General features: G+C 61.8%; 30 protein-coding genes and 1 tRNA gene. 17 read left to right on the top strand and 14 right to left on the bottom strand.

Annotated elements, in window-relative coordinates:
• The first annotated feature begins 15 nt into the window (after positions 1 to 15).
• The 5 genes from AC0CH3_RS01465 to leuA all read left to right on the top strand — a co-directional run bounded on the left by AC0CH3_RS01465 (position 16) and on the right by leuA (position 6,407).
• Positions 16 to 1,764: an acetolactate synthase 3 large subunit gene (locus AC0CH3_RS01465; RefSeq protein ID WP_354301520.1), complete on the top strand. Its 1,749-nt coding sequence runs from the start codon at positions 16 to 18 to the stop codon at positions 1,762 to 1,764.
• A complete protein-coding gene (gene ilvN / locus AC0CH3_RS01460) occupies positions 1,764 to 2,279 on the top strand; it encodes an acetolactate synthase small subunit (protein WP_465237497.1) in 516 nt (171 codons plus the stop codon). The genes AC0CH3_RS01465 and ilvN overlap by 1 nt, the downstream gene beginning before the upstream one ends.
• A gap of 179 nt (positions 2,280 to 2,458) precedes the next feature.
• Positions 2,459 to 3,478 carry a ketol-acid reductoisomerase gene (gene ilvC, locus AC0CH3_RS01455; protein WP_055872745.1) on the top strand — a complete coding sequence of 340 codons (1,020 nt, stop codon included), beginning with the start codon at positions 2,459 to 2,461 and terminating at the stop codon, positions 3,476 to 3,478.
• 471 nt (positions 3,479 to 3,949) lie between these two features.
• Positions 3,950 to 4,555, top strand: coding sequence for a YceI family protein (locus AC0CH3_RS01450; protein ID WP_354301518.1), 606 nt, complete (start codon positions 3,950 to 3,952; stop codon positions 4,553 to 4,555).
• A gap of 193 nt (positions 4,556 to 4,748) precedes the next feature.
• Positions 4,749 to 6,407, top strand: coding sequence for a 2-isopropylmalate synthase (gene leuA / locus AC0CH3_RS01445; RefSeq protein WP_354301516.1), 1,659 nt, complete (start codon positions 4,749 to 4,751; stop codon positions 6,405 to 6,407).
• Positions 6,408 to 6,512: 105 nt separating this feature from the next.
• On the opposite strand, the gene AC0CH3_RS01440 is transcribed toward leuA, so the two are convergent.
• From AC0CH3_RS01440 to AC0CH3_RS01415, 6 genes are all read right to left on the bottom strand, one after another.
• Complete coding sequence (locus AC0CH3_RS01440) at positions 6,513 to 6,863, bottom strand: dihydroneopterin aldolase (RefSeq protein ID WP_354301515.1); 351 nt, start codon at positions 6,861 to 6,863, stop codon at positions 6,513 to 6,515.
• The gene (locus tag AC0CH3_RS01435) at positions 6,856 to 7,638 is read right to left on the bottom strand and encodes an SDR family NAD(P)-dependent oxidoreductase (RefSeq protein ID WP_354301513.1); all 783 of its coding nucleotides are present in this window, start codon (positions 7,636 to 7,638) and stop codon (positions 6,856 to 6,858) included. The genes AC0CH3_RS01440 and AC0CH3_RS01435 overlap by 8 nt, the downstream gene beginning before the upstream one ends.
• Entirely contained in the window at positions 7,638 to 8,255 is a 618-nt protein-coding gene (gene folE, locus AC0CH3_RS01430; RefSeq protein ID WP_056015896.1) for a GTP cyclohydrolase I FolE, read from the bottom strand. Before folE ends, AC0CH3_RS01435 begins: the two co-directional genes overlap by 1 nt.
• Before the next feature lie 208 nt (positions 8,256 to 8,463).
• Positions 8,464 to 9,309: an S-formylglutathione hydrolase gene (fghA, locus tag AC0CH3_RS01425; protein WP_354301511.1), complete on the bottom strand. Its 846-nt coding sequence runs from the start codon at positions 9,307 to 9,309 to the stop codon at positions 8,464 to 8,466.
• On the bottom strand, positions 9,309 to 9,692 hold the full coding sequence (locus AC0CH3_RS01420; RefSeq protein WP_354301510.1) for a VOC family protein: 384 nt from the start codon (positions 9,690 to 9,692) through the stop codon (positions 9,309 to 9,311). The genes fghA and AC0CH3_RS01420 overlap by 1 nt, the downstream gene beginning before the upstream one ends.
• 11 nt (positions 9,693 to 9,703) lie before the next feature.
• Positions 9,704 to 10,810, bottom strand: coding sequence for an S-(hydroxymethyl)glutathione dehydrogenase/class III alcohol dehydrogenase (locus AC0CH3_RS01415; RefSeq protein WP_354301508.1), 1,107 nt, complete (start codon positions 10,808 to 10,810; stop codon positions 9,704 to 9,706).
• A gap of 119 nt (positions 10,811 to 10,929) precedes the next feature.
• On the opposite strand from AC0CH3_RS01415, the gene AC0CH3_RS01410 reads away from it, so the two are divergent.
• The 3 genes from AC0CH3_RS01410 to AC0CH3_RS01400 all read left to right on the top strand — a co-directional run bounded on the left by AC0CH3_RS01410 (position 10,930) and on the right by AC0CH3_RS01400 (position 11,665).
• Positions 10,930 to 11,133, top strand: a complete 204-nt coding sequence (locus AC0CH3_RS01410) for a hypervirulence associated TUDOR domain-containing protein (protein WP_056015902.1) — start codon at positions 10,930 to 10,932, stop codon at positions 11,131 to 11,133.
• Between the two features lie 48 nt (positions 11,134 to 11,181).
• The gene (locus AC0CH3_RS01405) at positions 11,182 to 11,442 is read left to right on the top strand and encodes an SWIB/MDM2 domain-containing protein (RefSeq protein WP_056015904.1); all 261 of its coding nucleotides are present in this window, start codon (positions 11,182 to 11,184) and stop codon (positions 11,440 to 11,442) included.
• Between the two features lie 146 nt (positions 11,443 to 11,588).
• Positions 11,589 to 11,665 (top strand) — tRNA-Arg (locus AC0CH3_RS01400).
• Positions 11,666 to 11,696: 31 nt separating this feature from the next.
• On the opposite strand, the gene AC0CH3_RS01395 is transcribed toward AC0CH3_RS01400, so the two are convergent.
• The 3 genes from AC0CH3_RS01395 to AC0CH3_RS01385 all read right to left on the bottom strand — a co-directional run bounded on the left by AC0CH3_RS01395 (position 11,697) and on the right by AC0CH3_RS01385 (position 13,215).
• The gene (locus tag AC0CH3_RS01395; RefSeq protein WP_465237496.1) at positions 11,697 to 12,092 is read right to left on the bottom strand and encodes a GIY-YIG nuclease family protein; all 396 of its coding nucleotides are present in this window, start codon (positions 12,090 to 12,092) and stop codon (positions 11,697 to 11,699) included.
• A complete protein-coding gene (locus tag AC0CH3_RS01390) occupies positions 12,086 to 12,829 on the bottom strand; it encodes a tyrosine-type recombinase/integrase (RefSeq protein ID WP_465237495.1) in 744 nt (247 codons plus the stop codon). The genes AC0CH3_RS01395 and AC0CH3_RS01390 overlap by 7 nt, the downstream gene beginning before the upstream one ends.
• 83 nt (positions 12,830 to 12,912) lie before the next feature.
• Positions 12,913 to 13,215, bottom strand: a complete 303-nt coding sequence (locus AC0CH3_RS01385; protein ID WP_465237494.1) for a helix-turn-helix transcriptional regulator — start codon at positions 13,213 to 13,215, stop codon at positions 12,913 to 12,915.
• Between the two features lie 274 nt (positions 13,216 to 13,489).
• On the opposite strand from AC0CH3_RS01385, the gene AC0CH3_RS01380 reads away from it, so the two are divergent.
• From AC0CH3_RS01380 to AC0CH3_RS01350, 7 genes are all read left to right on the top strand, one after another.
• Positions 13,490 to 13,831 (top strand): hypothetical protein, encoded by a 342-nt coding sequence (locus AC0CH3_RS01380; protein WP_465237493.1) that lies wholly within the window; start codon positions 13,490 to 13,492, stop codon positions 13,829 to 13,831.
• Between the two features lie 4 nt (positions 13,832 to 13,835).
• Entirely contained in the window at positions 13,836 to 14,141 is a 306-nt protein-coding gene (locus AC0CH3_RS01375; RefSeq protein ID WP_465237492.1) for a hypothetical protein, read from the top strand.
• Positions 14,138 to 14,422 (top strand): hypothetical protein, encoded by a 285-nt coding sequence (locus AC0CH3_RS01370; RefSeq protein WP_465237491.1) that lies wholly within the window; start codon positions 14,138 to 14,140, stop codon positions 14,420 to 14,422. The genes AC0CH3_RS01375 and AC0CH3_RS01370 overlap by 4 nt, the downstream gene beginning before the upstream one ends.
• Positions 14,423 to 15,040: 618 nt before the next feature.
• Positions 15,041 to 15,556: a TIGR02594 family protein gene (locus AC0CH3_RS01365; protein WP_465237490.1), complete on the top strand. Its 516-nt coding sequence runs from the start codon at positions 15,041 to 15,043 to the stop codon at positions 15,554 to 15,556.
• Complete coding sequence (locus AC0CH3_RS01360; RefSeq protein ID WP_465237489.1) at positions 15,553 to 15,981, top strand: hypothetical protein; 429 nt, start codon at positions 15,553 to 15,555, stop codon at positions 15,979 to 15,981. Before AC0CH3_RS01365 ends, AC0CH3_RS01360 begins: the two co-directional genes overlap by 4 nt.
• Entirely contained in the window at positions 15,863 to 16,969 is a 1,107-nt protein-coding gene (locus AC0CH3_RS01355) for a GDSL-type esterase/lipase family protein (protein ID WP_465237618.1), read from the top strand. Before AC0CH3_RS01360 ends, AC0CH3_RS01355 begins: the two co-directional genes overlap by 119 nt.
• On the top strand, positions 16,966 to 18,003 hold the full coding sequence (locus AC0CH3_RS01350; RefSeq protein WP_465237488.1) for a hypothetical protein: 1,038 nt from the start codon (positions 16,966 to 16,968) through the stop codon (positions 18,001 to 18,003). The genes AC0CH3_RS01355 and AC0CH3_RS01350 overlap by 4 nt, the downstream gene beginning before the upstream one ends.
• A 53-nt stretch (positions 18,004 to 18,056) precedes the next feature.
• On the opposite strand, the gene AC0CH3_RS01345 is transcribed toward AC0CH3_RS01350, so the two are convergent.
• Complete coding sequence (locus AC0CH3_RS01345; protein WP_465237487.1) at positions 18,057 to 19,133, bottom strand: acyltransferase family protein; 1,077 nt, start codon at positions 19,131 to 19,133, stop codon at positions 18,057 to 18,059.
• 747 nt (positions 19,134 to 19,880) lie between these two features.
• Between AC0CH3_RS01345 and AC0CH3_RS01340 the strand changes: the two genes are divergently transcribed.
• Positions 19,881 to 20,978 (top strand): acyltransferase family protein, encoded by a 1,098-nt coding sequence (locus AC0CH3_RS01340; protein ID WP_465237486.1) that lies wholly within the window; start codon positions 19,881 to 19,883, stop codon positions 20,976 to 20,978.
• Positions 20,979 to 21,795: 817 nt separating this feature from the next.
• A complete protein-coding gene (locus AC0CH3_RS01335; RefSeq protein ID WP_465237485.1) occupies positions 21,796 to 22,041 on the top strand; it encodes a hypothetical protein in 246 nt (81 codons plus the stop codon).
• Between the two features lie 79 nt (positions 22,042 to 22,120).
• On the opposite strand, the gene AC0CH3_RS01330 is transcribed toward AC0CH3_RS01335, so the two are convergent.
• The 4 genes from AC0CH3_RS01330 to AC0CH3_RS01315 all read right to left on the bottom strand — a co-directional run bounded on the left by AC0CH3_RS01330 (position 22,121) and on the right by AC0CH3_RS01315 (position 23,845).
• A complete protein-coding gene (locus tag AC0CH3_RS01330; RefSeq protein ID WP_465237484.1) occupies positions 22,121 to 22,297 on the bottom strand; it encodes a hypothetical protein in 177 nt (58 codons plus the stop codon).
• The gene (locus tag AC0CH3_RS01325) at positions 22,297 to 22,449 is read right to left on the bottom strand and encodes a hypothetical protein (RefSeq protein ID WP_465237483.1); all 153 of its coding nucleotides are present in this window, start codon (positions 22,447 to 22,449) and stop codon (positions 22,297 to 22,299) included. The genes AC0CH3_RS01330 and AC0CH3_RS01325 overlap by 1 nt, the downstream gene beginning before the upstream one ends.
• Before the next feature lie 78 nt (positions 22,450 to 22,527).
• Positions 22,528 to 22,725, bottom strand: a complete 198-nt coding sequence (locus AC0CH3_RS01320; RefSeq protein ID WP_465237482.1) for a hypothetical protein — start codon at positions 22,723 to 22,725, stop codon at positions 22,528 to 22,530.
• A 943-nt stretch (positions 22,726 to 23,668) separates the two neighbouring features.
• Positions 23,669 to 23,845 (bottom strand): hypothetical protein, encoded by a 177-nt coding sequence (locus AC0CH3_RS01315; protein ID WP_465237481.1) that lies wholly within the window; start codon positions 23,843 to 23,845, stop codon positions 23,669 to 23,671.
• Positions 23,846 to 24,646 lie beyond the last annotated feature (801 nt).

Genomic DNA, 24,646 nt, shown 5'->3' with positions numbered 1-24,646 from the left:
AAGGATTTTGACGTGATGACCGAGAAGAGTGGAGCCGATATCCTGATCGAGGCGCTGTGCGATCTCGGCGTGGAGGTCGTGTTCGGCTATCCGGGTGGTGCCGTGCTGCCGATCTACGACGCGCTGTTCCGCAGCGGCCGGATCAAGCACATCCTGGTGCGCCACGAACAGGCGGCGACGCACGCGGCGGAGGGCTATGCCCGCTCGACCGGCAAGCCCGGCGTGGTGCTCGTCACCTCGGGGCCCGGCGCGACCAATGCGGTCACCGGGATCACCGATGCGCTGATGGATTCGATCCCGATGGTCGTGATCACCGGGCAGGTGCCGACCGCGCTGATCGGCACCGATGCGTTCCAGGAGGCCGATACCGTCGGCATCACGCGCCATTGTTCGAAGCACAATTATCTCGTGAAGGATCCCGCCAAGCTCGGCGGCGTGATCCACGAGGCGTTCCACATCGCCACCTCGGGTCGTCCGGGGCCGGTGGTCGTCGACATCCCCAAGGACGTGCAGGTCGCCACCGCGCGCTACTCAAAGCCCGGCCCGATCCAGCACAAGACCTATCGCCCGCAGGTGAAGGCCGACCAGAGCCAGATCGAACAGCTCGTCGACATGCTCGCCGCGGCCGAACGCCCGATCCTGTACACCGGCGGCGGCATCATCAATTCGGGCCCGGCCGCGAGCCAGCTGCTGTGCGAGCTCGTCCGCATCACCGGCGCACCGGTGACATCGACGCTGATGGGTCTCGGCGCCTATCCTGCGAGCGGCGAGCAGTGGCTCGGCATGCTCGGGATGCACGGCACCTACGAGGCCAACATGGCGATGAACCAGGCCGACCTCGTCGTCGCGCTCGGCAGTCGGTTCGACGACCGCGTGACGGGGCGGCTCGACGCGTTCAGCCCGAACTCGCGGAAAGTGCATATCGACATCGATCGCTCGTCGGTGAACAAGACGGTGCGCGTCGATCTCGGTATCATCGCGGACGTCGGCCATGCGCTCGAGGACATGGTGCGGATCTGGAAGAGCCGCCAGCATCCCAAGCCCGACACCACCGACTGGCAGCGTCGGATCGCCGGCTGGCGTGCGGTCCGGTGCCTCGACTTCCCAGAGAACGACCCGAACGCGATCATGCCGCAGCGCGCGATCCGGGCGCTGTTCGACGCGACGCACGTGCGCAACCCGATCATCACGACCGAGGTCGGCCAGCACCAGATGTGGGCAGCCCAGCATTTCGGGTTCGAGAAGCCGAACAAGTGGCTCACCTCGGGCGGTCTCGGCACGATGGGCTATGGCCTGCCCGCCGCGATCGGCGCGCAGCTCGGCAACCCGAACGCGCTGGTGATCGACATCGCCGGCGAGGCGTCGATCCAGATGAACATCCAGGAGCTGGCGACCGCGACGCAATACCGGTTGCCGGTGAAGATCTTCATCCTCAACAACCAGTATATGGGCATGGTCCGCCAGTGGCAGGAGCTTACCTATGAGAGCCGCTACGCCGAGAGCTATTCGGACTCGCTGCCTGATTTCGTGAAGCTGGGCGAAGCGTATGGCTGGAAGGGCATCCTGATCGAGACGCGCGACCAGCTCGACAGCGGGATCGCGGAGATGCTGGCCTATGACGGCCCGGTGATCGTCGATTGCCGCGTGTCGCAGCTGACCAACTGCTTCCCGATGATTCCATCGGGGGCGGCGCATACAGACATGATCCTGCAGGCGAACGAAGTGTCGGGCACGATGGACGACGAAGCGAAGGCGCTGGTTTGATGCATATTTCCCAGGAAAAGGCCGAGCGGCACACGCTCGCCGTCATCGTCGACAACGAACCGGGCATCCTCGCCCGGATCGCCGGCCTGTTCACCGCGCGCGGCTATAATATCGAGAGCCTGACCGTGTCGGAGATCACCGCCGACAAGGCGGTCAGCCGCATCACGATCGTCACCAGCGCATCGCCCGCGACGATGGAGCAGATCCTCGCGCAGCTCGACCGGCTCGTCCCCGTCCACAAGGTCACCGACCTGACCGCGCAGGGCGCGCATGTCGAACGCGAGCTGGCGCTGGTTAAGGTGCGCGGCACCAGCGACCACCGGATCGAGGCGCTCCGCCTTGCCGACGTCTACCGCGCACGCGTCGTCGATGCGACGACGTCGAGCTTCGTGTTCGAGGTGACCGGCGGGATCGACAAGATCGACAAGTTCGTCGAACTCATGGGCGAAGTCGGCCTGATCGAAGTCGCCCGAACCGGCATCGTCGCGATCGCCCGCGGCAAAGAGCCGGCCTGAATTTACCCCACGAGTTTTAACGAAGCCCGCCGCCCCCAACTCCGTCACCCCAGCGAACGCTGGGGTCTCCCGCGGCTCCTGTCCTGCAGGAGCCGCATGAGATACCAGCTTTCGCTGGTATGACGGATGTGCGGGCGCCGACGCTTTCCAATGCAACGCTTCAAGAAAGGACTCTCCCAATGCGTGTCTATTACGATCGCGACGCCGACCTGAACCTGATCACCGACAAGAAGATCGCGATCGTCGGTTATGGCTCGCAGGGCCACGCCCACGCGCAGAACCTTCGCGATTCGGGCGTCAAGGACGTTGCGATCGCGCTGCGTGAGGGCTCGGCGACCGCCAAGAAAGCGATCGAGGCCGGCTTCGCAGTCAAGTCGAACGCCGAGGCGGCCGCCTGGGCGGACATCGTCATGATCCTCGCCCCCGACGAGCATCAGGCGGCGATCTACGCGACCGACCTGCACGACAATCTCAAGCAGGGTGCGACCATTGCTTTTGCTCATGGCCTCAACGTCCATTTCGGTCTGATCGAGCCGCGCGCCGATCTCGACGTCATCATGATCGCGCCCAAGGGCCCCGGCCACACCGTGCGCAGCGAATATGTCCGCGGCGGCGGCGTCCCCTGCCTGATCGCGATCGACCAGGACAAGTCGGGCAACGCGCACGACATCGCGCTTGCCTATGCCAGCGGCGTCGGCGGCGGTCGCTCGGGCATCATCGAGACCAACTTCCGCGAGGAATGCGAGACCGATCTGTTCGGCGAGCAGGCCGTGCTCTGCGGCGGCATCACGCATCTGATCCAGGCCGGGTTCGAGACGCTGACCGAGGCCGGATACGCCCCCGAAATGGCCTATTTCGAGTGCCTGCACGAGACCAAGCTGATCGTCGACCTGCTCTATGAGGGCGGCATCGCCAACATGCGCTATTCGATCTCGAACACCGCCGAATATGGCGACATCACCACGGGTCCGCGGATCATCACCTCGGAGACCAAGGCCGAGATGAAGCGTGTGCTCGCCGACATCCAGTCGGGCCGCTTCGTCAAGAACTTCATCCTCGACAACCGCGCGGGCCAGCCCGAGCTGAAGGCCGCGCGCAAGCAGGCGCTGGCGCATCCGATCGAGAAGATCGGCAGCGAGCTGCGCGGGATGATGCCATGGATCGGGAAGAATGCTCTGGTCGACAAAGCTAAAAACTGACGTCGTCAGTTTTCGCTTTATCGACCGGCCGGCACGACGGAGCCCGCCCATAGGGCGCGGCTTCGCCGTGGCCGACGGGCGGGCGTGGGGCATGGGCGTCGCTCGCCCCAACACCCCCTATCCACCCCGGCGAAGGCCGGGGTCCAATTGGCAAGGTTGTAGTAACGGAGAACGATGCTTCGTTACCGACGTCCCCCAATTGGGCCCCGGCCTTCGCCGGGGTGGTGGCGTTTTGGGGGTAAGCGCTCCTCTCCCCACCACTCCCGCTCCTGCACCACTCCTCCTCCTACACCACTCCCGTTCCCTGCTACCCTCGCTCCAGCCCCTCCCCCAGCCGCCCTTGTTCCCCCGCGTCCGCGGGGGAACAAGCTACCCCCCACCGACAAAAATCTGAAACACAGCGTTGGCATAACGCCGTTTGACGCAGCGCAGCCGCTCGGCCAGCATCGCGCATCAAACAGGAGACCCCGCATGCGCCTAGTCCTAGCCACGATCCTCGCCCTCACCGCCGCGCCGGTATTGGCCCAGACCGCCGCCGTCCCCGGCGCCCCCGTCAAGGCCCGCGTCGCCGCCGGCACCTATGCGGTCGACCCCAACCACACGCAGGTCACGTGGCAGGTCAACCATATGGGCTTCTCGATGCTCGAAGGTCAGTTCGGCGCATCGGGCGGCAGCATCATGATCGATCCCGCCAAGCCGAACGCGACCAAGGTCGAGGTCAATTTCGCGATCGACCAGCTGTCGGTGACCTCCGCACCGTTCACCGGCCATCTCAAGTCGAAGGATTTCTTCGACGTCGCCACGCACCCGACCGCCAAGTTCGTCTCGACCAAGGTCGTCGCGACTGGCGACAAGGCGACGATCACGGGTGACCTGACGATCAAGGGCATCACCAAGCCCGTCGTGCTGCAGGCGACGTTCGTCGGCGCGGGCACGAACCCGATGAACAAGAAGGTGAACTTCGGCTTCCGCGCGACGAGTTCGATCAAGCGCAGCGATTTCGGGCTCGGTACGGCCGTACCGGTCGTCTCGGATCGCGTCGACCTGACGATCAACGCGGCGTTCGCTGCGCAATAATACGTAACCCTGCCCTATCGCGCTGGACATTTACCGTGTCCGCGCGATAGGGAAGACGCAATGACTCACGGTCGCCTCCTGCTGCTACGACTTACGCGCCCTTAGGCGCGCCGATCGTTTGCGTGGTGGCCAGCCCCCGCGCCTCGCGCCTAAGGGCTGACCCGAACGCTCCCGATCACGAGAGACACGAGCCATGCTGCGCGACCCATCGACCAAATACCGACCCTTCCCGCAAATTGACCTGCCCGACCGCCAATGGCCGTCTAAGACGATCGTCACGCCGCCACGCTGGCTGTCGACCGATCTTCGCGACGGCAACCAGGCGCTGATCGACCCGATGGATGCCGAGAAGAAGACTCGCTTCTTCGACCTGCTCTGCAAGGTCGGGCTGAAGGAGATCGAGGTCGGCTTCCCGAGCGCCGGCGCGACCGAATTCGACTTCATCTCGGGGCTCGTGAAGACCGGCCGAATCCCCGACGACGTGTCGATCCAGGTGCTGACGCAATCGCGCCGCGACCTGATCGAGACGAGCTTCGCCAGCCTCGTCGGCGCGAAGACCGCGATCGTCCATCTCTACAACGCGGTCAGCCCGGCATGGCGCAAGATCGTGTTCGGCATGGACCGCGCGCAGGTGAAGCAGATCGCGATCGACGGCGCCAAGGTGCTGCGCGACGAGGCCGCCAAGCAGCCGAACGTCCGCTGGCAGTTCGAATATTCGCCCGAGACCTTCTCGACCGCCGAGCTCGAGTTCAGCCTCGAGGTCTGCGAGGCGGTGATGGACGTCCTGATGCCAACGCCCGACAATCCGATCATCTTCAACCTGCCCGCCACCGTCGAGTGCGCGACGCCGAACATCTATGCCGACCAGATCGAATGGTTCGGCCGCTACATCCGCAACCGTGACTCGGTCGCGATCAGCCTGCACACGCATAACGACCGCGGCACCGGCGTCGCCGCCGCCGAACTCGGCATGATGGCGGGCGCGGACCGGGTCGAGGGCTGCCTGCTCGGCAATGGCGAGCGCACGGGCAATTGCGATCTCGTGACCGTCGCGCTCAACATGTACACGCAAGGCGTCGACCCGAAGCTCGACCTGTCGGACATCGACGGCGTCGTAAACACGGTCAACTACTGCACCAACATCCCCGTCCACCCGCGCACGCCCTATGCCGGCGACCTCGTCTTCACCGCGTTTTCGGGCAGTCATCAGGACGCGATCAAGAAGGGATTCGCCGCGCAGGAGGCGAAGAACGACACGCTGTGGGAGGTCCCGTATCTTCCGATCGACCCCGCCGACCTGGGCCGCAGCTACGAGGCGGTGATCCGCGTCAACTCGCAGTCGGGCAAGGGCGGCGTCGCCTGGGTGATCGAACAGGACAAGGGGCTGAAACTCCCCAAGCGGTTGCAGGCCGACTTCAGCCGCCACGTCCAGGCCTATGCCGACCAGACGAGCCGCGAGCTGAATGCCGCGGACATCTGGAGCCTGTTCGAGCGGACCTACATGCCGCAGGCGGACGACCGCGTGACCTTGCGCGATTACGAGGAGAGCGGCACCGCGGGCCAGCGCGTCTTCATCGGCCGCGTCGCGATCGATGGCGAGGAACGGTCGATCTCGGGGCGCGGCAACGGGCTGATCTCGGGCGTGATCGCGGCGATCGCGGACTCGACCGGCCCGACGCTCGACGTGGTGGATTACAACGAGCACGCGATCGGTCACGGCGCGGATGCGCAGGCAGCAGCGTATGTCGAATGCCGGACTGCGGCGGGCAAGACGGTGTTTGGTGTCGGCATGGACACCGACATCGCCACCGCCTCGGTGCGCGCGGTTCTGTCGGCAGCGAACCGCGCCTGAACCAAACCATCACCGTCATCCTGGGCTTGACCCAGGATCCAGAGCCACGGACGCTGGCGCGCGTGGCTCTGGATCCTGACTTTCGTCAGGATGACGGGGTTAGGCTTAGCGCTCGCGGATGATTTCGCAGCCGACCCGCGCATCGGGATAGACGTCGGCCTTCACCGTCCGCACCTTCACCCGCCGCACGCGCGCATCGCCAAGGCACAGCGCGGCGATCGCCTCGCACAGTGTCTCCTGCAACGCGAACGGCCGGTTTGCCGCGAGCGCGAGGATCCCCTCGCGGACGAAATCATAATCGAGCACCTCCTCGATCGCATCCTCGCCGAGCGGCGCCGGATACGCGACCGTCATCTCGACCGCGACGACCACGCGTTGCGGCGCGACCTCATGCGGGTGGATCCCCAGCCGCATCCGCACCTCGAGCCCCTCGAGGATCGTCGTGAATTCAGCCATTACGCCCCCCGCTGCGCCCCTCGAACATCACGTCGCCGTCGCGCGCGAGGAAACGCTGGCCGCAATCCACGAACAGCGTCTGTCCGGTAACGCCCTTCGCAGCCAGCAACCACGCGACCGCGTCCGCCACCGCGTGCGCACCAACCGGTCGCCGCAGCAGATTGTCGCTCGCCACCGCCGCGAACTCGGCATCGGTCTGGTCGCCGCTCGGCAGCGTCAGCCCCGGTGCTACTGCGTTGACGCTGATCCGCGGCCCCAGCGCCTGCGCCAGCATCACCGTCGCCCCCTCCAGCGCAACCTTGCCGCAGCTGTAGGAGAAGAAGTCGGGGTTGAGGTTCGCGACCTTCTGGTCGAGCAGGTTGATGACCGCGCCGTCGCGGACATCCTCCTGCGACGCGAGCGCCGACGCGAGCAGCACCGGCGCGCCACAATTGATCGCGGCAAGCTCGGCAAACAGCGCAGGATTGACTCCGGGCGGCCGATCAAAGTCGAACTTCGATGCGCAGTTGACCAGCCCGTCGATGGGTCCGCCGATCGCGCCCCGCGCCGCCGCGAACAGGTCGGCGATCGCGCCCAGATCGCTCAGATCGCCTTCGACCGCCGCCGCACGCCCGCCGGTCGCTGCGATCTCGTCGACCAGCGCCGCGGCTTCGACCGCCGAATGCCCCTGATGCACGACCACCGCATGCCCGTCCGCCGCCAGCCGCCGGACGATTGCCGCGCCCAGCCGTTTCGCCCCGCCCGTCACCAGCACGGTCCGGCACAGCGCTGGCATCAGGCGCGGTGCCCCATCAGCGACAACACCTCCTTGCGGCTGCGCTCGTCGTCGCGAAACACGCCCATCATCCGGCTCGTCACCATCGCGACCCCCGGCGTCCGGACGCCGCGCGCGGTCATGCACGCGTGGCTCGCCTCGATGACGACCGCCACGCCGAGCGGTTTGAGGTTTTCCCAGATACAGTCCGCCACTTCTGCGGTCAGCCGCTCCTGCACCTGCAACCGGCGCGCGAAACCATGCAGCACCCGCGCGAGCTTCGAAATCCCGACGACATGGTTGCGCGGCAGATAGGCGATGTGCGCCTTGCCGATGATCGGCGCCATGTGATGCTCGCAATGCGACTGGAACGGGATGTCCTTCAGGAGCACGATCTCGTCATAGCCCCCGACCTCCTCGAACACGCGCGCGAGATGTTGGGCGGGATCGTCGCCATAGCCCGCGCAATATTCCTTCCAGGCCCGCGCGACGCGTCGCGGCGTATCGATCAGTCCCTCCCGCGTGGGATCGTCGCCGGTCCAGCGGATCAACGTGCGGATAGCCGCCTCGACGTCTTGCGGGACGATCAGCTTGCCATCTGCTCCGACCGTATCGGAGAAAGGCGTTTCAGCGATCATCACGGCGCTCCATCATTCTGCCGCGACTGCGGCGTCCAGGGTGTCATAGGTCTAAATCGGCCGCATTGCATCACGGCGCATGGGCCGCCGCGGCTCGTCCCCGCAGCACCCATGGAGTTCCCCATACAGCGTATAGGCGCCAACGCACGGTCGCGCGACCGGCCAGCGTCGCCGCGCGGGTGTGCGGTGCTTGGCCGTAGGGTGCCGGTCAGCGCGGTCCCAGGCGTTCCGCATGCCAGGCGACATGGTCCGCCATGAAGGTCGATATGAACGCATAGCTGTGATCATAGCCCGGCTGCATCCGCAGCGTCAGGTCGATCCCCGCGGCGGCACACGCCGCCTCGAGCAGGTCCGGCTTGAGTTGCTCGTGCAGGAAGCCGTCGGCATCGCCCTGATCGACGAGGATGTCGGCGATCCGCGCGCCGTCGTCGATCAGCGCACACGCGTCGTAGGCGCGCCACGCCGCGCGATCCGGGCCGAGATAGCCCCCCAGCGCTTTCTCGCCCCACGCACAGTGCAGCGGCGACGCGATGGGCGCGAACGCCGAGACGCTCGCGAACCGGTCGGGATTGCGCAGCGCGATCGTCAGCGCACCATGCCCACCCATCGAATGGCCCATGATCCCCTGCCGCGCCATGTCCGCCATGGCGAATTCAGCGGCGATCAGCGCGGGGAGCTCGTCCTCGACATACCGCTTCATCGCGAAGTTCGCGGCCCAGGGTTCCTCGGTCGCATCGACGTAGAAGCCCGCACCCTTGCCGAAATCATAGCCCTCGTCGTCGGGCACCGCGTCGCCGCGCGGGCTCGTATCCGGCGCGATCAGGATGACGCCATGCTCGGCGCACGCGCGTCGATACTCGCCCTTGTCCATGACGTTCGCGTGGGTGCAGGTCAGCCCCGAAAGGAACCACAGCACGGGCAGGCGTGCGCCATCGTCGTGCGGCGGGACATAGACTGCAAAGGTCATGTCGGTGCCGGTCGCGGCCGATGCATGGCGGTACACACCTTGCGTTCCGCCAAATGCCTTGGTGGTGGAAACCGTCTCCATGGCCATCACGCGACCCGGTGCAGCGCGCACAGCTTGTTGCCGGCCGGATCGCGCAGATAGGCAAGGTACAGCCTGCGTCCGCCGGTCGCCTCGCGGATGCCGGGGGGATCTTCGCAGGCGGTCCCCCCCGCGGCCAGCCCCGCCGCGTGCCACGCATCGGCGGCGTCGGTCGATTCGGCAGCGAACCCCAGCGTGCCGCCATTGGCGTGCGTCGCAGGCTCGCCGTCGATCGGCCTGGTCAGCAGGAAACGGCTGCCGCCATGCGCGTAGATCACCCGGCCCCATTCATCGACGACACCCGCCGGCACGCCGAGCGCGCCCAGCGCGGCATCGTAGAACGCCTTCGATGCGCCGATATCGTCGGCGCCGATCATGATGTGCGAAAACATGGCGTTCCCTCTCAGTAGATCACGACGGAGCGGATGCTCTCGCCGGCATGCATCAGGTCGAAGCCCTTGTTGATCTCGTCGAGCGTCAGGCGGTGCGTGATCATCGGGTCGATCTCGATCATCCCGTTCATGTACCAGTCGACGATCTTGGGCGTGTCGGTCCGCCCGCGTGCGCCGCCGAACGCGGTCCCGCGCCAGTTGCGCCCGGTGACGAGCTGGAACGGGCGCGTGCTGATCTCCTTGCCCGCCTCGGCCACGCCGATCACGATCGACGTGCCCCAGCCGCGGTGGCACGCCTCGAGCGCCTGGCGCATCACGGTCGTGTTCCCGGTCGCGTCGAAGGTGAAGTCGGCACCGCCATCGGTCATCGCGACGATGTGGGGGACGATGTCGCCCACCTCCTTGGGGTTGGCGAAGTGCGTCATGCCGAAGCGACGCCCCCATTCCTCGCGGTCGGGGTTGATGTCGACGCCGACGATCATCCCGGCGCCTGCGAGCTTGGCGCCCTGGATCACGTTCAGCCCGATCCCGCCGAGCCCGAACACGACGACGGTATCGCCGGGCTGGACCTTCGCCGTGTGGACCACCGCGCCCACCCCCGTCGTCACGCCGCAGCCGATATAGCAGGACGTGTCGAACGGCGCATCCTCGCGGATCTTGGCGACCGCGATTTCGGGGAGCACGGTGAAGTTCGAAAAGGTCGAACAGCCCATGTAATGGAAGATCGGCTGGCCCTTGTAGCTGAACCGCGTCGTGCCGTCGGGCATCAGCCCTTTCCCTTGTGTCGCGCGGATCGCAGTGCACAGGTTGGTCTTGCCGCTGAGGCACGACTTACACTGGCGGCATTCGGGCGTGTAGAGCGGGATGACGTGATCGCCGACCGCGACGCTCGTCACGCCCGCGCCGATCTCGCGCACGATGCCGGCGCCTTCATGGCCAAGAACGCTCGGGAAAAGACCTTCCGAATCAAGCCCATCAAGCGTGTACGCGTCGGTGTGACAAAGGCCCGTGGCCATGATTTCGACGAGGACCTCACCGAATTTCGGGCCTTCCAGGTCGAGCTCGACGATCTCGAGTGGTTTTTTCGCTTCGAACGCGACGGCAGCGCGGGTCTTCATGAACGGGTCTCCTGACTGGCCGCCCTGATGCCCGGAGGTGGTGGCATCCGCAACCCGCGCGCCGTGCAACCAATGCGTTAATCACGCGCTTGATCCTTACTAATCAAGGAGATGGCACAGTGAAGGATCCCAAAAAGGGCGACGAGGTCACCTGGAAGTCGCCCGGCGGCGAGGCGCACGGCGTGGTCGAAAAGAAGCAGACCAGCGATACCAAGATCAAGGGACACACCGTCCGCGCCTCCTCGGACGACCCGCAATACATCGTAAGGAGTGACAATGGCGGCAAGGCAGCGCACAAGGCGGGCGCGCTCAACAAGGCGTGACCACGCGCGCAGTGCCTAACGCACGCACGCGAACAGGAAGGAATGCTTATGGCTACAGCTCCCAAGACCGGCGGCATCCACGCCCCCGTCCAGCCCTCTCCCGAGCTCGCTGAGATCGTCGGCAAGGACAAGCTGCCGCGCAGCGAAGTGATCAGCAAGGTGTGGGTCTACATCAAGGCCAACAATCTTCAGAATCCCGAGAACAAGCGTGAGATCCTCGCCGACGAGAAGCTCAAGAAGGTTTTCGGTCGCGACAAGTGCACGATGTTCGAGATGAACAAGTACATCTCGCAGCACGTGAAGGCCTGAGCCCGACCGTGATGCCAGGCGACGCCGGCCGCTTCGACGAAGTGGCCGACGTCGCCTGATCGGCATCACCGGCGATGTGACGACAGGATCCGCGGCGCGCAGGCCCCGCTTGATCCGCTCGCCCGACCGACCTAAAAAGCCTCGATGCCCCCGTAGCTCAGCCGGATAGAGCGACGGTTTCCTAAACCGTAGGCCGCGTGTTCAAATCTCGCCGGGGGCACCAGCTTTTCAGCCATATTTACACTTTTCACATCTTAGCTCCTTGGTTCGCGAGAGCCTAGCCACTTGATCAGGCGTAGGATTTCAGGACTGCGGTCGAACCATTCGCCGTGCAGGCGCAGGCTCGAGAACCGCTCTTGATAGGCTCGCTCGCGCGCAACTCCGCCCGGAGCGGACGCAAGAACGACGAGCGGAAAAGGTGAATGGGCTGACATCTCGTAAGCACGTGACACTGGGCTTCGCGACGCACCAATCTTGATCGGGCATTGCTCAAGCCGATCGTCAGCTGCGGAGATGAAGTACACGCGCGGCTCTGGAGATAGAGTAACGTTGTGGCGGTACGGCAACACCACTCGATCGGGCGCCGGCCCGTAATCGATATCCGGCCCGATGATCATGATCTCGGGGCGTTCATCCTTCGATCTTACCATTCAAGAGCCTCCGCTGCTGTCGAAAGGAATTGCGGGGCGAACCTTGCGTACACGCGCTCGGTGATCCTGCTGTCCGTGTGGCCCAGGAACTGCGCAATCTGCGTCATCGGCACCGCCTGCTCGGCCATCCAGACGGCTGCGCTGTGACGAAGCATATGCGGTGTGGCCTTGATGCCCGCCCGCACGCACGCCGCGGCGAACCCCTTCTTCACCGACCCGATCTTCTCAAGTCCGTGCTCGATAACATAGTCCGACAGCGCCCCGGCCTTCGCTTTCTCAAGCGTCGCGCGCAGCTGGGCATTCATCGGCACGGTCGCCCGGTACTTGCTCGTCTGCACCCGATCGACCGGGTTGAGCGTGATCAGCCCGCGGGCGAAATCGACCTGGTCCCATTTCAGATCGAGCAGCGCATTGGACCGTGCGCCGGTCCCGACCGCCAGCTTCATGAACAGCTGCACGTGCGGACGGACCGCCGAGTCGACCAGCTTCCGAAAGTCCGCCTTCGAGAGGTGCCCGACCTGTGACGCCGGCAACTTCGGCATCTGGATGAACGGCGCGGCCGTGATCATCTTGTGCTTCGCTGCCCAGTTCAGCGCGGCGCGGATTACGGCGAGCTCGTTGCGCACGGTGATGGCGCGGCAATGGGCGCGGCGGGCGCGGTAATCCTCTGACGCCTGGATGTCGACGCGACCGATCGGCAGCTTGTCCCAGAACTCCTGCGCGGCCTTCCACGCCACCTCGGCGCGCTTGATTGACAGCATCCCGGCCCGAGCCTTCAAATAGGCTCGCACCGCCTCGCCAACAGTGTCGGCCTGCCCGCCTACTGCGCGGCGCTGCCAGAACGCGCGCGCCGCGGACTCCCCTGACGATCGATCAGTCGTTCCAAGCGAATGCCGGTGTCGTTTGCCGTCTTCGAACCAGACGATCGCAAGGACGCCTCGGTATCGTTGGATGCTATATTCTGACATTCGTAACGCTCCACCTCTTCGGCGCGGATCCTGAGCAGCTTTCCGCCCAGCTTGAAGGCAACCAGATTCCCGCTGTGGATCAGGCTGTAGATTGTGTCGGTCCCGCAGCCCCACCGATCGGCGAGGCCTGAGACGTTGAAGACGGCGGCGCTCATCGGCTTTGTCCTTCCTGATCTGTGAGGTGGGCTTTTGCGGCAAGGACGAGCGGGGTAAGCCAACTGCCACCGCGTCGCTGGGCCTTGGTCAACGCTGCAACACTGGCGTACGAGAGCGCGCGTTCACGGGCCATGTAGACTGGCCAATCAGGCAGCCGCTGCGGAGCAAGGCTCATCGCCGGAAGCTCTCGGCTATTGATGTGAGATAGGAAGATCGATCGGGCCCTGCCGACCGCAATGGCGCGTTGAGGTCGCTCCAGCAGAGGAGTTGATCATGACCGACAGCAACCCAGCCGACCCGAGCAAGGCTGACTTCGCGGACACGGCGAAAAAAAGCACCGACGCCGGCATCGCGGATGAGAGCGCTGCATATGGGCAAGCCATTGACGGCGATGACGATGATCAAGTTGCCGAGGGTAAGTGGAAGTCGACCGACGACGGGAAACGCTGGGCGGTGGTCCAGCCATCGGCCTCGACGAGCTTCTCGGTGCCGCTCGGAGAGATCAGGCGTGTGGACGGGCGTTGTGCTCGCGGGCATCGGCGTGATCTCGCTAATCATCCGACAGTGGGGCCCCTGGCAGGTGATCGCGGGAAGCCAGCGCCGCGCCGACATTGAGGGCATGGGCAAGCGCATCGCCGAACTCGAGGCGCGGCTGGACCGCCAATCCGTTCAGCACGAGGCGAAGATTGAGCAGGAACGGCGCGAGCACGCGGCCGAGCTTCAGATCATGCGCCACCGGATGAACAACCTCGACCAGTGCCTGACCATGCTGCTGGCCCTGATCGAACTCGACCCCGAGCGCGCGCGCGATTCTGCCGCGCGTGTCCGCCAGATGCGTGAACGGCAAGAGGCCAACGAAATCGCCGAGAAGGGCGCGATCGCCGCGGCGCGTCTCACCGCCGCGCCTGTGGAACCCACACCGTGAACGACGTCGACCGCCACTGGCGCTACATCATCGCCCTCACCCTGATCGTTGGATACGTCGGGTTGGCTGCGATCTCATTCTTTCATCAGGTCCCCGCGAACAACACGCGCTTCGTCGACGGCTTCTTCACTGGCTTGGGGCCGATCGTCGGTGCCGCGGTCGCGGCAGTGCTGAACGTCGGGAAGGGAGGTAGCGCGCAGCAGGATGCGAACCTGGCCACGGCACTTGATAAGCTGCCTCCCCAGACGACCGGCACAGGGCCAGCCACGCCAGCAGAATAACGGCCTGTCCCCAGGGGCAACCACGGACGGGCCGACCAAGGCACATTAGGCGTGGCCCCTGGCAAACCGGTGACGAGCGGTCTTCCAAATAGCTTCGTAGGGTAGTGAAATCATGACGACGGCATCGGATGCGGCGGCGATTCTGCACGCCATGCTTTGCCGTCTCGCGATGAAGCCCGTAGGCGCCCCGCATGTCCGTGTGACTGAAGCAGGCGGAGCGCTGAGGATGCTCGGTCGGAAGACGAACACCTCATCAACGGCAATAAAATGCGTCCATCAATTAAAAGTAAAACATCCCGCCCGCCCCGCGTGACACCATAGATGTCGCGGGCGGGATGTTGAGCGCTCACTGTCTTGGTCCAGCACGCTCCGACATCAGCATCGTAAGGAACGCTGACGTTTACAAGGTCGCGTGACACCGCGAGTCCCGAAAGGGGAAACTCGGGTCACCAGTGATCATGGCAGGTGCAGCCCCCCACGCAGCGCTCAATCGCGTCTTTAACGGCCCGCCCAACCGGGAGGGGTTCAAGGCGGGCCGGCCAGAGCACGTTGGAGTGCCACTCCGGCGCCTCGATAACGGGCAACCGTCCCGATAGCTTCACATGGAGGGAAATAATCATGACGACGGCATCAGAGCCGGCGTGGCTTCGCCATGCCCGGTCGCTTCTTGGTACCCGCGAGGCACCGGGGGCAGCGAACAGCGCGACCATCATGGCGTGGGCAGAGAAGCTCGGCACGAAGGTGTTGGGCATGCTCTACAACGCCGACAGCGTGCCGTGGTGCGGGCTGTTCGTCGCACACTGCCTCGCCGAAGACGGCATCCCGGCCGCGCCGATCGCGGTGCGCGCGAAGGCCTGGGCGACGTGGGGCGCGAACATCGCGGCCGATCGCATTGCGCCCGGCGCCGTTCTTGTCTTCGAGCGACCGGGTGGCGGCCACGTCGGCTTTTACGTCGGCGAGGACAAGACCAGCTACCACGTCCTCGGCGGCAACCAAGGCGACCGGGTCAGCATCATGCGGCTGGAGAAGTCGCGCTGCATCGCGCGGCGCTGGCCGATCGGGCGCGCCGTCATTGGCAAGCCCCGCCTGATGACTTCGACCGCGGGCGTCCCCTCATCTTCGAACGAAGCATGACCTGGGCGGCAGGCTTGGCCCTGCTGCGGCGCTCCTGGTGGGCGGTGCCGATGATCGGCCTGTTATTCGCGCTGCACTTCACCCGCGAGACGCTCGCCGATCGTACGGCCACGCTGAAATCCGAACGGGCGGCATGGACGGCCGAGATCACGAAGGCCGAGCAGCGGCGCGCTGCCGCGGAAAAGCAGTTCGCCGTCCAGCAAACTACGGCGCTGACGACCTTCGCCGACCGCCTCGCAAACCGCGAACCCATCATTCTTCGATCCACTGACACCGTGAGGACCTATGCGCAAACTGATGCTGGCCGTGCTGCCTGTCTGCCTGCTGACCGCGTGCGGGGGATCACTGCCGCAGGCGGGAACGACGTTCTCGGCGCAGCTCGAGGACAGCAACGGCAGCCTCTTCGGTGCGATTACATTCGATAACGGTCAGCCGAAAGCCAGCACCTTGCCTGCGAGCGGCGTGTTTTGGACCGACACGATTCTGCCTGCAGGTTTAGGCCGATCGACATTTGCAGCCGGCACGACAACGCTCTTCGTCAAAATGGAGTGGGAGTTTCCATCGACTGGCACAAACCGTATCTTCGTGGCAGACAACAGCGGCGGTTCCACGGGCGTACCCGGCGAAGGCGTCGCGTACGGCGGCACCACGACGATGGGCGTCTACGGGGCAGCCACCGGTGGCGGTGGCTCGACACAGAGCACGCGCATCTTCCGTCCTTGGCTGGTGGTCGGAACGCATGGCGGTGTCGCCCTGGCGTTCGTTGGCGACAGCCTCACGTTTGGGCAAGGTGATGCCAAGGCGGGCACGATTGGCTCTGACGGCGCTGGTGGCGGCGCGTTCGCGCGCGCAGGCTATGCATCAGCGATCCCCTATACAAAGATAGGCAAGCCTGCGGACCGAATTCAATATTGGGCTGGCAATGCCGGCGCCAACAGTGCGAACCGTATCGACGCCATGCGCTATCACACTCACACCACGATGATGCTCGGGTTCAATGACATTGCCGGCGGCAGCAACACCGCCGCCCAAGTGCTGGATAACCTGCGATTGGCGTGGGGCCGGATGAGAGCAGTCAACCCCGCCCTCAAAGTCTTGGAAGGTTTCATCACTATCCGCACCGCGTCGAGCGACTCTTGGGCAACACAATCTGGCCAGACGGTGCAAGGCGGCTACGAAACAGGGGGCGTCCGCACGGCGTTCAACAACAGCCTTGCTGCCGAGGTATCGGCCGGAACGATCTTTGGCACCTTCGACCTCGTTTCTTCGATCAACGACCCCGCGGCACCGGATAAGTGGCTCACGAACGGAACGGCCAACTACCCAACCACAGACGGCACTCATGCCCGTCCAACCTTCCACGGGCTCGAGGCAGCATACCTCCGGTCGATCTTCTCAGGAATTACCGTATGATCCGCTATCTTATGCTGCTGCTCACTATGGTTTCAGCTCCGCTCCACGCCGCTTCTAACGCCAACCCAAGGCGCAACGCGCGCATAGGATCACCCCAGAAGCCGTACACTTCGGCGGGATCTTACCGCTGGCTCGACGACAACAAAGGCGACCCCTCTGGAACGGTCATCGATCACGCCAAGGTTAGTGCCAATCAGCGAGGCGTGAATCTCGAAAAGGAAAGCACAAACATCACGATACGCGACAGCGTGATCAGCGGCTTCAAACCACAGGCCAACACGATCTTTCCAGCCGGGATTTATGCAGAGCATGGCAGCGGCCTCCTCATCGAGCGGACGACGATTCGTGACTGGACGACGATCCCGAACGGCAAATATCGACAAGGTGACTGCATCGATGCGGAATGGGGCTTCGTCGGCGTAATTCTGCGCGACGTCATCCTTTCCGGCTGCACTGACGGCGGATACGACAGCAAGGCGCGCAACGATCTGCTCGATCGCGTGACGGCGATCGGCAATAGGAAGAGCTTTCGACTTTGGTACACAATGCACACGGCAACCAGCATCGAAAGCATCAACCCGACCGAGGTGCATATCGAGACAAGCACGCGCGCTGACGGCGCCTACGGGATGGGTGCTGGATCGCTGACCGCGAAGCGGGTGACGTTCCGCTCAGTCGGCAACCAAGCCCTGCTCTCGCTCGGGCCGAACGCCGTAATAAAGATCGCCGAATGTGTAATTGCGGTTCCCCCCGGTACGCCCTTTGTTCGCTATCACGATGGCGGCAAGGCTTCGAACGTGAGGTTGGTTCTGGGCAAAAACTGCAGTCAAGACGCGCGCGGGTTTGCGGTCAACACATCAGCCGCGCTCGTTCAGGCTTCGCCACGTCGCGAGTTCGATGCGGGCGAGGTTATGCTGGACCGAGACGGTGACGGGCTGGTGAAGCTGAGCGCTTCGAAAGCCAATCAGCTTAAACTTCCGACTGGCACGAAGGCCCGATTTATCGGTGGCACACGGTACGAGGTTGCGAACTAGGTGAACCATGATGCTTCCGTCGCTATCTTGAGCCGGCCTTATGCCAACGTTCTTTAAGCTCGACGCTGCATGGTTACGCTTGCGCCAAAGCGGATGCACGGCTGCTCGATGTAGCGAAATGTTACGCACGATATCAAATATGTCGTCACTATAGTAATCAACATAACTATTATCTGCATTGCATCTTGAGGCAACTTTGCATCACGCAGAAAGTATATCGACGCATATAACGGAATCATATGGATAAGATAGACTGAGTAAGATATCTCACCCATCTTAAACAGGGTTGAGCCACCAAATAATCGGGCGAATGAATGGCCAGCGCTATGCGCCGGTCGCGATGAGGACCAAATAACAGCCGCCCAGATACCTAGCGGAATGACCTGTATGGCGCCATTTTTAGCGATGGCGGCAATCGTTAAAGCGATCGATACCAAGCCCCAAACCGGAACGTCTTCTCTCTTTAAGAGCTTAAACGTTACTATTCCGATTGCGAAATGGATGATCTTGGCTCCGATAAAGGCCCCCGTAAACCAGTGTGACAATATAATCAGCACAATAACAGTGACAAGCGCCAATGGCGTTCGCCTTGTTTTCGCTAGAGTCCACATTAAAAGAGGCGCGATCAAATAGAACTGCCACTCAAGGGATATGCTCCATGCTTGCCCGACGATAGTATAAGGCGCCTGCGAGCTTATTGCCTTCGGTACTAATCCTTGGGCCAGCGGAATATGAGTGATCATGTGACTGGTTAGATGTTGCCAGCCATCCCATGCGAGTTTTACGCGATTGAGGTTAGGGGCGGTGCCTTCCAAAGAAGCCCAAGCACCAATTTGGATTGGCAATAAAGCAGCCGATATGCCGAGGACGATCAGATAAAGAGGGAAAAGCCGAAATGCCCGCCGAACGATGTACGTACCGTAAGGCTCGCGCTTTCGGTCAATCAACATTGCTATCACGAAGCCCGAGAGCAACACGAAGACATCGACTGCTAGGGTATTGCGATCAATGAGAGGAATCTGCCAGTTGAAGGCGAGCGAAATATGGCCGAACACGACCCACCACGCCATCACGCCGCGAAGACCGTGAAGCGCATGGATCTTTGCATTCTCAGGTGTCGGCTGAACCACCGCTTCCTCCAGTAATTTTGCCGGAGTTCCATTAGTGCCGCCGTCGCCTAAGACCGAGCACCCCCCGCTTCAAGCCGCCCCACTAGAGGCATTACGGCGATTCGCCATGTCATTTGCGCGATCGGTTTTGCGGCAGCACCCGATACGGTACAGATTTTGGAGAGATGGCACTGTCACGGTTGCATTCTGGCGATGCAGAATGGGATTTGAACATGACCCACCTCCCCATGCTCTAATTTCGATCGGCCGCGCCCGCTGACGTGGAGCATATCGATCGGCGGGATGCTTTCAGTATGCGCAAATCGATCACGGCGCAGTATGAGTGCTATATCTCGTTACAAACGGACACTTAGCGATAAGCTTCTCCGCAAGTCTCGACAAAATCAAAAAACGCCCACGTCGAAGATCGGGCATGGCGAGCTCCGCCAGAAGCCTAAGCAAGTGAAGGCCTTCAGGAGCGCATCAGGCGTGGGTTCACCTTGATATGCACCGGCAAGCCTCTCGGAAATCGTCATCTATCCCCGCCTGCGAATAACGATCAGGCTTACCGCTCCAAGGCCCTCGGGAGCTACAACGAATATGAAATGTGCCGGATTTTTGACTAGCACCGGTGATATGCTTTGTTCGACTTCCCCGAGGCATTCAGACGAAAACCTGTTCCTTTATGAGAAATTGGAAGAATCATACACAGGCCGGACTGATTTTGGCGTGATACCCAGGGTGAAATATTTCCCGGGGGGGGGTGTCATGCAAAGCGATCGTTCGCAGATCTACTCGATACAAGGGCTACGTGGGCTGGCCGCCTTGGCCGTCGTCATCGCTCATTCTTTTGAGCACGGAAAACTCGGTGGCGTGCCAGCGCTCTTCACAGGTCGATTCGGGGTAGAAGTATTCTTTGTTATTAGCGGATTTGTCATAACGCTGGCATCCGGCAAAGGATGGTTCGACCCGCGGGACTTTGCGATACGTCGTTTCATGCGCGTTGCACCACTTTATTGGCTAACCACGTTTTTAGTCGGCGGACTCGCAATTGCTCTTCCATCGATATTTAAAAATACCTCGTTTGACCTAAGCTACTTTATTAGTTCAATACTATTTATCCCGGATCCTATTCCTGGGACTGATGATTGGCGACCGCTTTTCAAACTGGGGTGGACGTTGAATTACGAGGTATTTTTCTACGCTATAGTATGTGCATTTTTCTGGTGTCGCACGAGCCTGTTGAGATCGATATGCTTGATCTCGGTTTTGATAACTTTTGTAGTAATATCGTTTGGTATTGAAATTCGTAGTGGCATTGCATCTTTCTATTTTAACTTAAACCTGATGCCATTCATCGCTGGCGTTGTCATCTGCGAGACTTTTCGCCAGCGCACAACGCTGATGGCGAGAATGGCAGATTATACCCTCATCATAATGGTAATTGCCATCGCTTCGCTGTACTGGGCGCTACAGTTTTCACACGAGGAATACCGGACATTTCCTGGCCATATCGCGCTAACGTCAGCGGCTGTGACGGTTGTTTTAACCGCACTGTCTATTGAACACGTGTTTTCTCGGTCAGCATCGATCTGGTCATGGCTAGGAAATATATCTTATTCGCTTTATCTGCTGCACATGTTCGTAGTTGGCGCGGGGTGGGCAGTACTAAGGCGCGTCGCCGGTCGTGGGCAAGACAGCGCGATAACGCCTTTCGCAATTGTAGCAATCGTCATTGTCAGCCTTATCGCTGCGACAATAAGCTACCGGCTCTTTGAAAAGCCGCTTGCCAGACTAGCCAGACGATTGGCGTCTAAGCCGGCTCATGATCCGCTAGACCCGGTCGTGATACCCAAGGCGATCTGATACATATACGTCAGAAGTCTGCTCAAGATTGGGACGAGGTCGTTCGACATGCGTGAAGTGAGGCTGGGCCTAGCCAATAAAATTGTCATTATTATTACATGATGATTTTGTATGGCGTACTCGCAGTCGTGTGGGGCCTCCCGCTTGCCGTCCTATCAGTGACATCGATTGGCTGCGGTGTCTCAACACGCTTTGCCAACTATGTGCGAGCGCATCTTGGAATATGAAATCCTCGATCTGCTGCTTCGAACCGATAGAATGACACGCTAGCGCTTACTTATCGGCGCAATGAGGCCTTGCTGTTAGCAGCGCTTGCGCAGCTTCATCGAAAGAGAAGGGCCTCATCTCCTGGCCGGTAGAGCGGGTCACGCTCTCCCGTCCAATGCCCGCCCCCTCCCCCGATCGCGTTGCGCTCCATAGGGCCAGGGCGCACGGACTGGGGCCGCTGCCCACATTCTCCGCAGCGGAAGTGCTGATGCATGCGAATGACGACTAGGGCGCCATCGCACTGATCGACGTTGATCTCACGCTCCCGGCCGCATCGGCAATGCACTGACAGGGTCCGGATCCCGATCGCGCGCATGTTTGCCAGGGTCATAGGGGCGGGATCGGTCATTCCTTACATAGAACATTAAGAGAACGATTCGGCTAGGAGGGGCGCGTTAAAACTCTGATCGGTCGAACGACCCTGAGCCTCAGCCGCGTCACTCCCACGGTCCAGCGGGTCGAAAGCGACTCGTCGAAGTTAAGACGCGCCATTCTGCAGGATCAAAGGAACCGGTCGCCCGTTGCTTCTGGACCAAGCAGGAGAACGATGATGATGAAGCTCAGTATCGGTATCGCCGCAATCATGATGGCCACAGGCGCGGTGGCCCAGCAAACTGGATCTACTGGCGCCGGCTCGCCAACAGGCGCGGATGCCAAAGTCGCCGTATCTGGAAAAAAGATCCAAAACGGCGATAAAGCGATGGCGAATAAGCCCAAGGTTAAAGCATCGAAGCCGGCAACCATGGACCATACGCCGGCAACTCAGGGGAGCATGAGCTCCACAAAGCCGCAGTAGGTATGACCGGGCTGGTCATCTCCCACCGGGGTGGCCAGCCTGCTCAACGATTATGGACGCTGACAAAGCCACTTTGCGTTCACTGAACTTGACTGTCCAGAATCACGTCGACTGCCGCAGCGACGCGCGCCCAATCGTTCTCGTGGGGCTTGTCGCCCAGCACATCGAGGATTGTATCAACGATCGGAGCGGCCTCCACCGTACCGTGCATTTCCACGATCGCCATCGCCTTTAGCCAGACTTCGCGGTCGGTCATCATAGATCGAGGTTGCGGCGCTCAATCTCGGTAAGCAGACCGTCCGTATCGGGATGGCCGGCGTCCTCAATCGTGCGGCGATACGCCGCAATCAGGTCGGCATCCGACATCGCCTTCAGCTGCTGATCGTATGTATCATCCCATTTGATCATTCGCGCAGCCTAGCCGCGCTGGTTCGACCCAAGCAAACCGTGAGTGGAATTGACGGATTATCACAGTAGCGTCGCGCCCTAACTGCCAAATTTGGTGCCTGCGATATAGTCGACGGCTGCGGCAATCCGCCTCCAGTCCTCGATCGCGCCCATATCCCCAAACGCATCGTCGAGTTGGTCAATGATATAGTCGGCGCTGCCATCGCCGTGTTGATCAAGGATCATCCCAGCTTTGGTCCAAATTTCTCGGGAAGATAGCCGCTTGGCGTACTTCATATCTCGAGTCCCCGGCGCTCAATTTCAGCGACGAGTGCGTCCTTGGCGGGTCCGTCCGCTTCGACGTCGATTTGGCGATACGCGTCTAGCAGGCTGCGGTCGTCTAGGAATTCTATCACATCGGGGTGAAGGGGCGGGGCCGTCATTGCCTCGTACTTTCGGCAATTATGTCGACCGCCTCAGCGATGCGCGCCCAGTCGCTTCGCTCAGGCTCTTCCCCAAGAACCGTCCTGAGCGTCTCAACCAACGATGCCGACTCGACCGTTCCATGCCTTTCGACGATATCCATCGCCTTCAGCCAAACTTCCCGATCGGTCATCATAGCCCAGTCAATGCGCGAGTGCCCGATTCGGGCAAACTGTTGGCAGGGGTAGCTCGCAGTTCAGGCGTCAAGCCTTCCCACGAAGGCACCAACCACGATCACGGCTGCTATGACTGCCCAGCCCTCCCACGTCCGCGGCGTCCATCCAATGCCGACAGCCTTTGCCTGGAACCAAGTCCTCGGATCACTCATAAAGGCCCCGTCAATGTCGAGTCGTCTGCGCTGGTCGACAGCGTAAGCTTGTCAGAATAATCGTCAAAGCCGCCAGTGTAATTATGTCGGGCGACGCTCATTCGCAGGCAGTTCTACTTATCGAGGCTCTTTCCAGGGCTGCATCGCAACGATTGCCGCAACGGCGATCAGCAACGCCAGCACGCTATACCCATGACTGCTCCTTTGATGCCCGCATATCCTCATTAAGTTAAAGTGCCGTTGACGCGTAGAAGGCAAGGCTGAAAAATTGGACGGCAGCGAACGCCAACACCCATGCCAAAATGCAAAAAGTGGCAAAACGGACGCGGCCTGTTCCAGCGGGCATGGGGGGACTCCTTGACCACTAATTTGTAAGAAACACCTCTTAATAAAACTAAAATGGTGTATTCTTTGATCAGTCCGGACCCGTCACTGAGGCTCGCTATCGTTGATCGCATCGACCGCAGCCGCGACACGCGCCCAGTCCGCCCTGTGCGGATCATCTCCGAGCACATCGAGTAGGGTGTCCATGACCGGTGCCGATGCCATCGTGCCATGCGTCTGGACGATCGCCATCGCCTTGAGCCAGACTTCGCGGTCGGTCATCATCCGCGGATCCTATGCGAGCGCACTCGATTTAGGCAATCTATCTCAATGTAAAGTTGGCCACCCAACAGGCCGCATGGACTGACTTGCCGGCGCTTCGACCTACTGGTTTATTGTGTAGACGCCCGATCTCGCCAGCTGATGGATTATGCCGTTCAACGATGCTTTGACGATTTGCGGGCGAACCATGTCGTCCGTTGCGTTGATGCCGCTCCAGAATTGCGTGAGCGGCCACTGGTCGCGGCAATGAGGCCGGAGAACCCGAAGAGCTAGCCGAGCTCCGCTTGACGGTTTTTGCTCGGCGGCCGGCGCTGTGGCTACTTCTTGGAGAACGGTCATAGCGAGACCAACCAGATAGCGTTCATAATCAGTCACGCCTCGGTCCCCTTCCTGAAGTTCGTCTTAGATTTGAGGGGTTAATTAACCGCACGATGCGAGCGCGGGGGCGGCACCGACAAGGGGCGCAAATCGAGGCAATCGCAATCGTTCAAGAGATGCACAGGCGTAAGGAGCCTATATCCGGATCCAATTCGGAGGCGGTGTCCCTACCCTGCCCGACCCAGTTCCAGATGATCCGAAGCCTGCGGAGCTTCGCCCGTTGCGGCCGGCGTTGCGGACAATGAACGACCCTCACGCGCTTTACCCAGGCGACAAAGGGCGTGAATTCAAAGATAAACAGGGTTGAGATAATGGGACAGGATTGGTAACTAATTGGCGTCATGTCTTCATGTGACATCTCCTCCTGGGCGGCTGCGGCCGCTCCTTTTTTCGGGGTCGAGCGTATCTGATAGCGGCCAGCTA

This window comes from Sphingomonas sp. AC449, assembly GCF_979253475.1.
Note: the sequence above shows the minus strand (reverse complement) of the source record. Positions and strands in the feature narration are given on the sequence as shown.

Bases quoted from the DNA above. Each gene is read 5' to 3' on its own strand.
- AC0CH3_RS01465 (WP_354301520.1), top strand. From the start codon at position 16: ATGACCGAGAAGAGTGGAGCCGATATCCTGATCGAGGCGCTGTGCGAT.
- ilvN (WP_465237497.1), top strand. From the start codon at position 1,764: ATGCATATTTCCCAGGAAAAGGCCGAGCGGCACACGCTCGCCGTCATC.
- ilvC (WP_055872745.1), top strand. From the start codon at position 2,459: ATGCGTGTCTATTACGATCGCGACGCCGACCTGAACCTGATCACCGAC.
- AC0CH3_RS01450 (WP_354301518.1), top strand. From the start codon at position 3,950: ATGCGCCTAGTCCTAGCCACGATCCTCGCCCTCACCGCCGCGCCGGTA.
- leuA (WP_354301516.1), top strand. From the start codon at position 4,749: ATGCTGCGCGACCCATCGACCAAATACCGACCCTTCCCGCAAATTGAC.
- AC0CH3_RS01440 (WP_354301515.1), bottom strand. From the start codon at position 6,863: ATGGCTGAATTCACGACGATCCTCGAGGGGCTCGAGGTGCGGATGCGG.
- AC0CH3_RS01435 (WP_354301513.1), bottom strand. From the start codon at position 7,638: ATGCCAGCGCTGTGCCGGACCGTGCTGGTGACGGGCGGGGCGAAACGG.
- folE (WP_056015896.1), bottom strand. From the start codon at position 8,255: ATGATCGCTGAAACGCCTTTCTCCGATACGGTCGGAGCAGATGGCAAG.
- fghA (WP_354301511.1), bottom strand. From the start codon at position 9,309: ATGGCCATGGAGACGGTTTCCACCACCAAGGCATTTGGCGGAACGCAA.
- AC0CH3_RS01420 (WP_354301510.1), bottom strand. From the start codon at position 9,692: ATGTTTTCGCACATCATGATCGGCGCCGACGATATCGGCGCATCGAAG.
- AC0CH3_RS01415 (WP_354301508.1), bottom strand. From the start codon at position 10,810: ATGAAGACCCGCGCTGCCGTCGCGTTCGAAGCGAAAAAACCACTCGAG.
- AC0CH3_RS01405 (WP_056015904.1), top strand. From the start codon at position 11,182: ATGGCTACAGCTCCCAAGACCGGCGGCATCCACGCCCCCGTCCAGCCC.
- AC0CH3_RS01395 (WP_465237496.1), bottom strand. From the start codon at position 12,092: ATGGTAAGATCGAAGGATGAACGCCCCGAGATCATGATCATCGGGCCG.
- AC0CH3_RS01385 (WP_465237494.1), bottom strand. From the start codon at position 13,215: ATGAGCGCCGCCGTCTTCAACGTCTCAGGCCTCGCCGATCGGTGGGGC.
- AC0CH3_RS01380 (WP_465237493.1), top strand. From the start codon at position 13,490: ATGACCGACAGCAACCCAGCCGACCCGAGCAAGGCTGACTTCGCGGAC.
- AC0CH3_RS01375 (WP_465237492.1), top strand. From the start codon at position 13,836: ATGGGCAAGCGCATCGCCGAACTCGAGGCGCGGCTGGACCGCCAATCC.
- AC0CH3_RS01365 (WP_465237490.1), top strand. From the start codon at position 15,041: ATGACGACGGCATCAGAGCCGGCGTGGCTTCGCCATGCCCGGTCGCTT.
- AC0CH3_RS01360 (WP_465237489.1), top strand. From the start codon at position 15,553: ATGACCTGGGCGGCAGGCTTGGCCCTGCTGCGGCGCTCCTGGTGGGCG.
- AC0CH3_RS01350 (WP_465237488.1), top strand. From the start codon at position 16,966: ATGATCCGCTATCTTATGCTGCTGCTCACTATGGTTTCAGCTCCGCTC.
- AC0CH3_RS01340 (WP_465237486.1), top strand. From the start codon at position 19,881: ATGCAAAGCGATCGTTCGCAGATCTACTCGATACAAGGGCTACGTGGG.
- AC0CH3_RS01335 (WP_465237485.1), top strand. From the start codon at position 21,796: ATGATGAAGCTCAGTATCGGTATCGCCGCAATCATGATGGCCACAGGC.
- AC0CH3_RS01330 (WP_465237484.1), bottom strand. From the start codon at position 22,297: ATGACCGACCGCGAAGTCTGGCTAAAGGCGATGGCGATCGTGGAAATG.
- AC0CH3_RS01325 (WP_465237483.1), bottom strand. From the start codon at position 22,449: ATGATCAAATGGGATGATACATACGATCAGCAGCTGAAGGCGATGTCG.
- AC0CH3_RS01320 (WP_465237482.1), bottom strand. From the start codon at position 22,725: ATGAAGTACGCCAAGCGGCTATCTTCCCGAGAAATTTGGACCAAAGCT.
- AC0CH3_RS01315 (WP_465237481.1), bottom strand. From the start codon at position 23,845: ATGACCGACCGCGAAGTCTGGCTCAAGGCGATGGCGATCGTCCAGACG.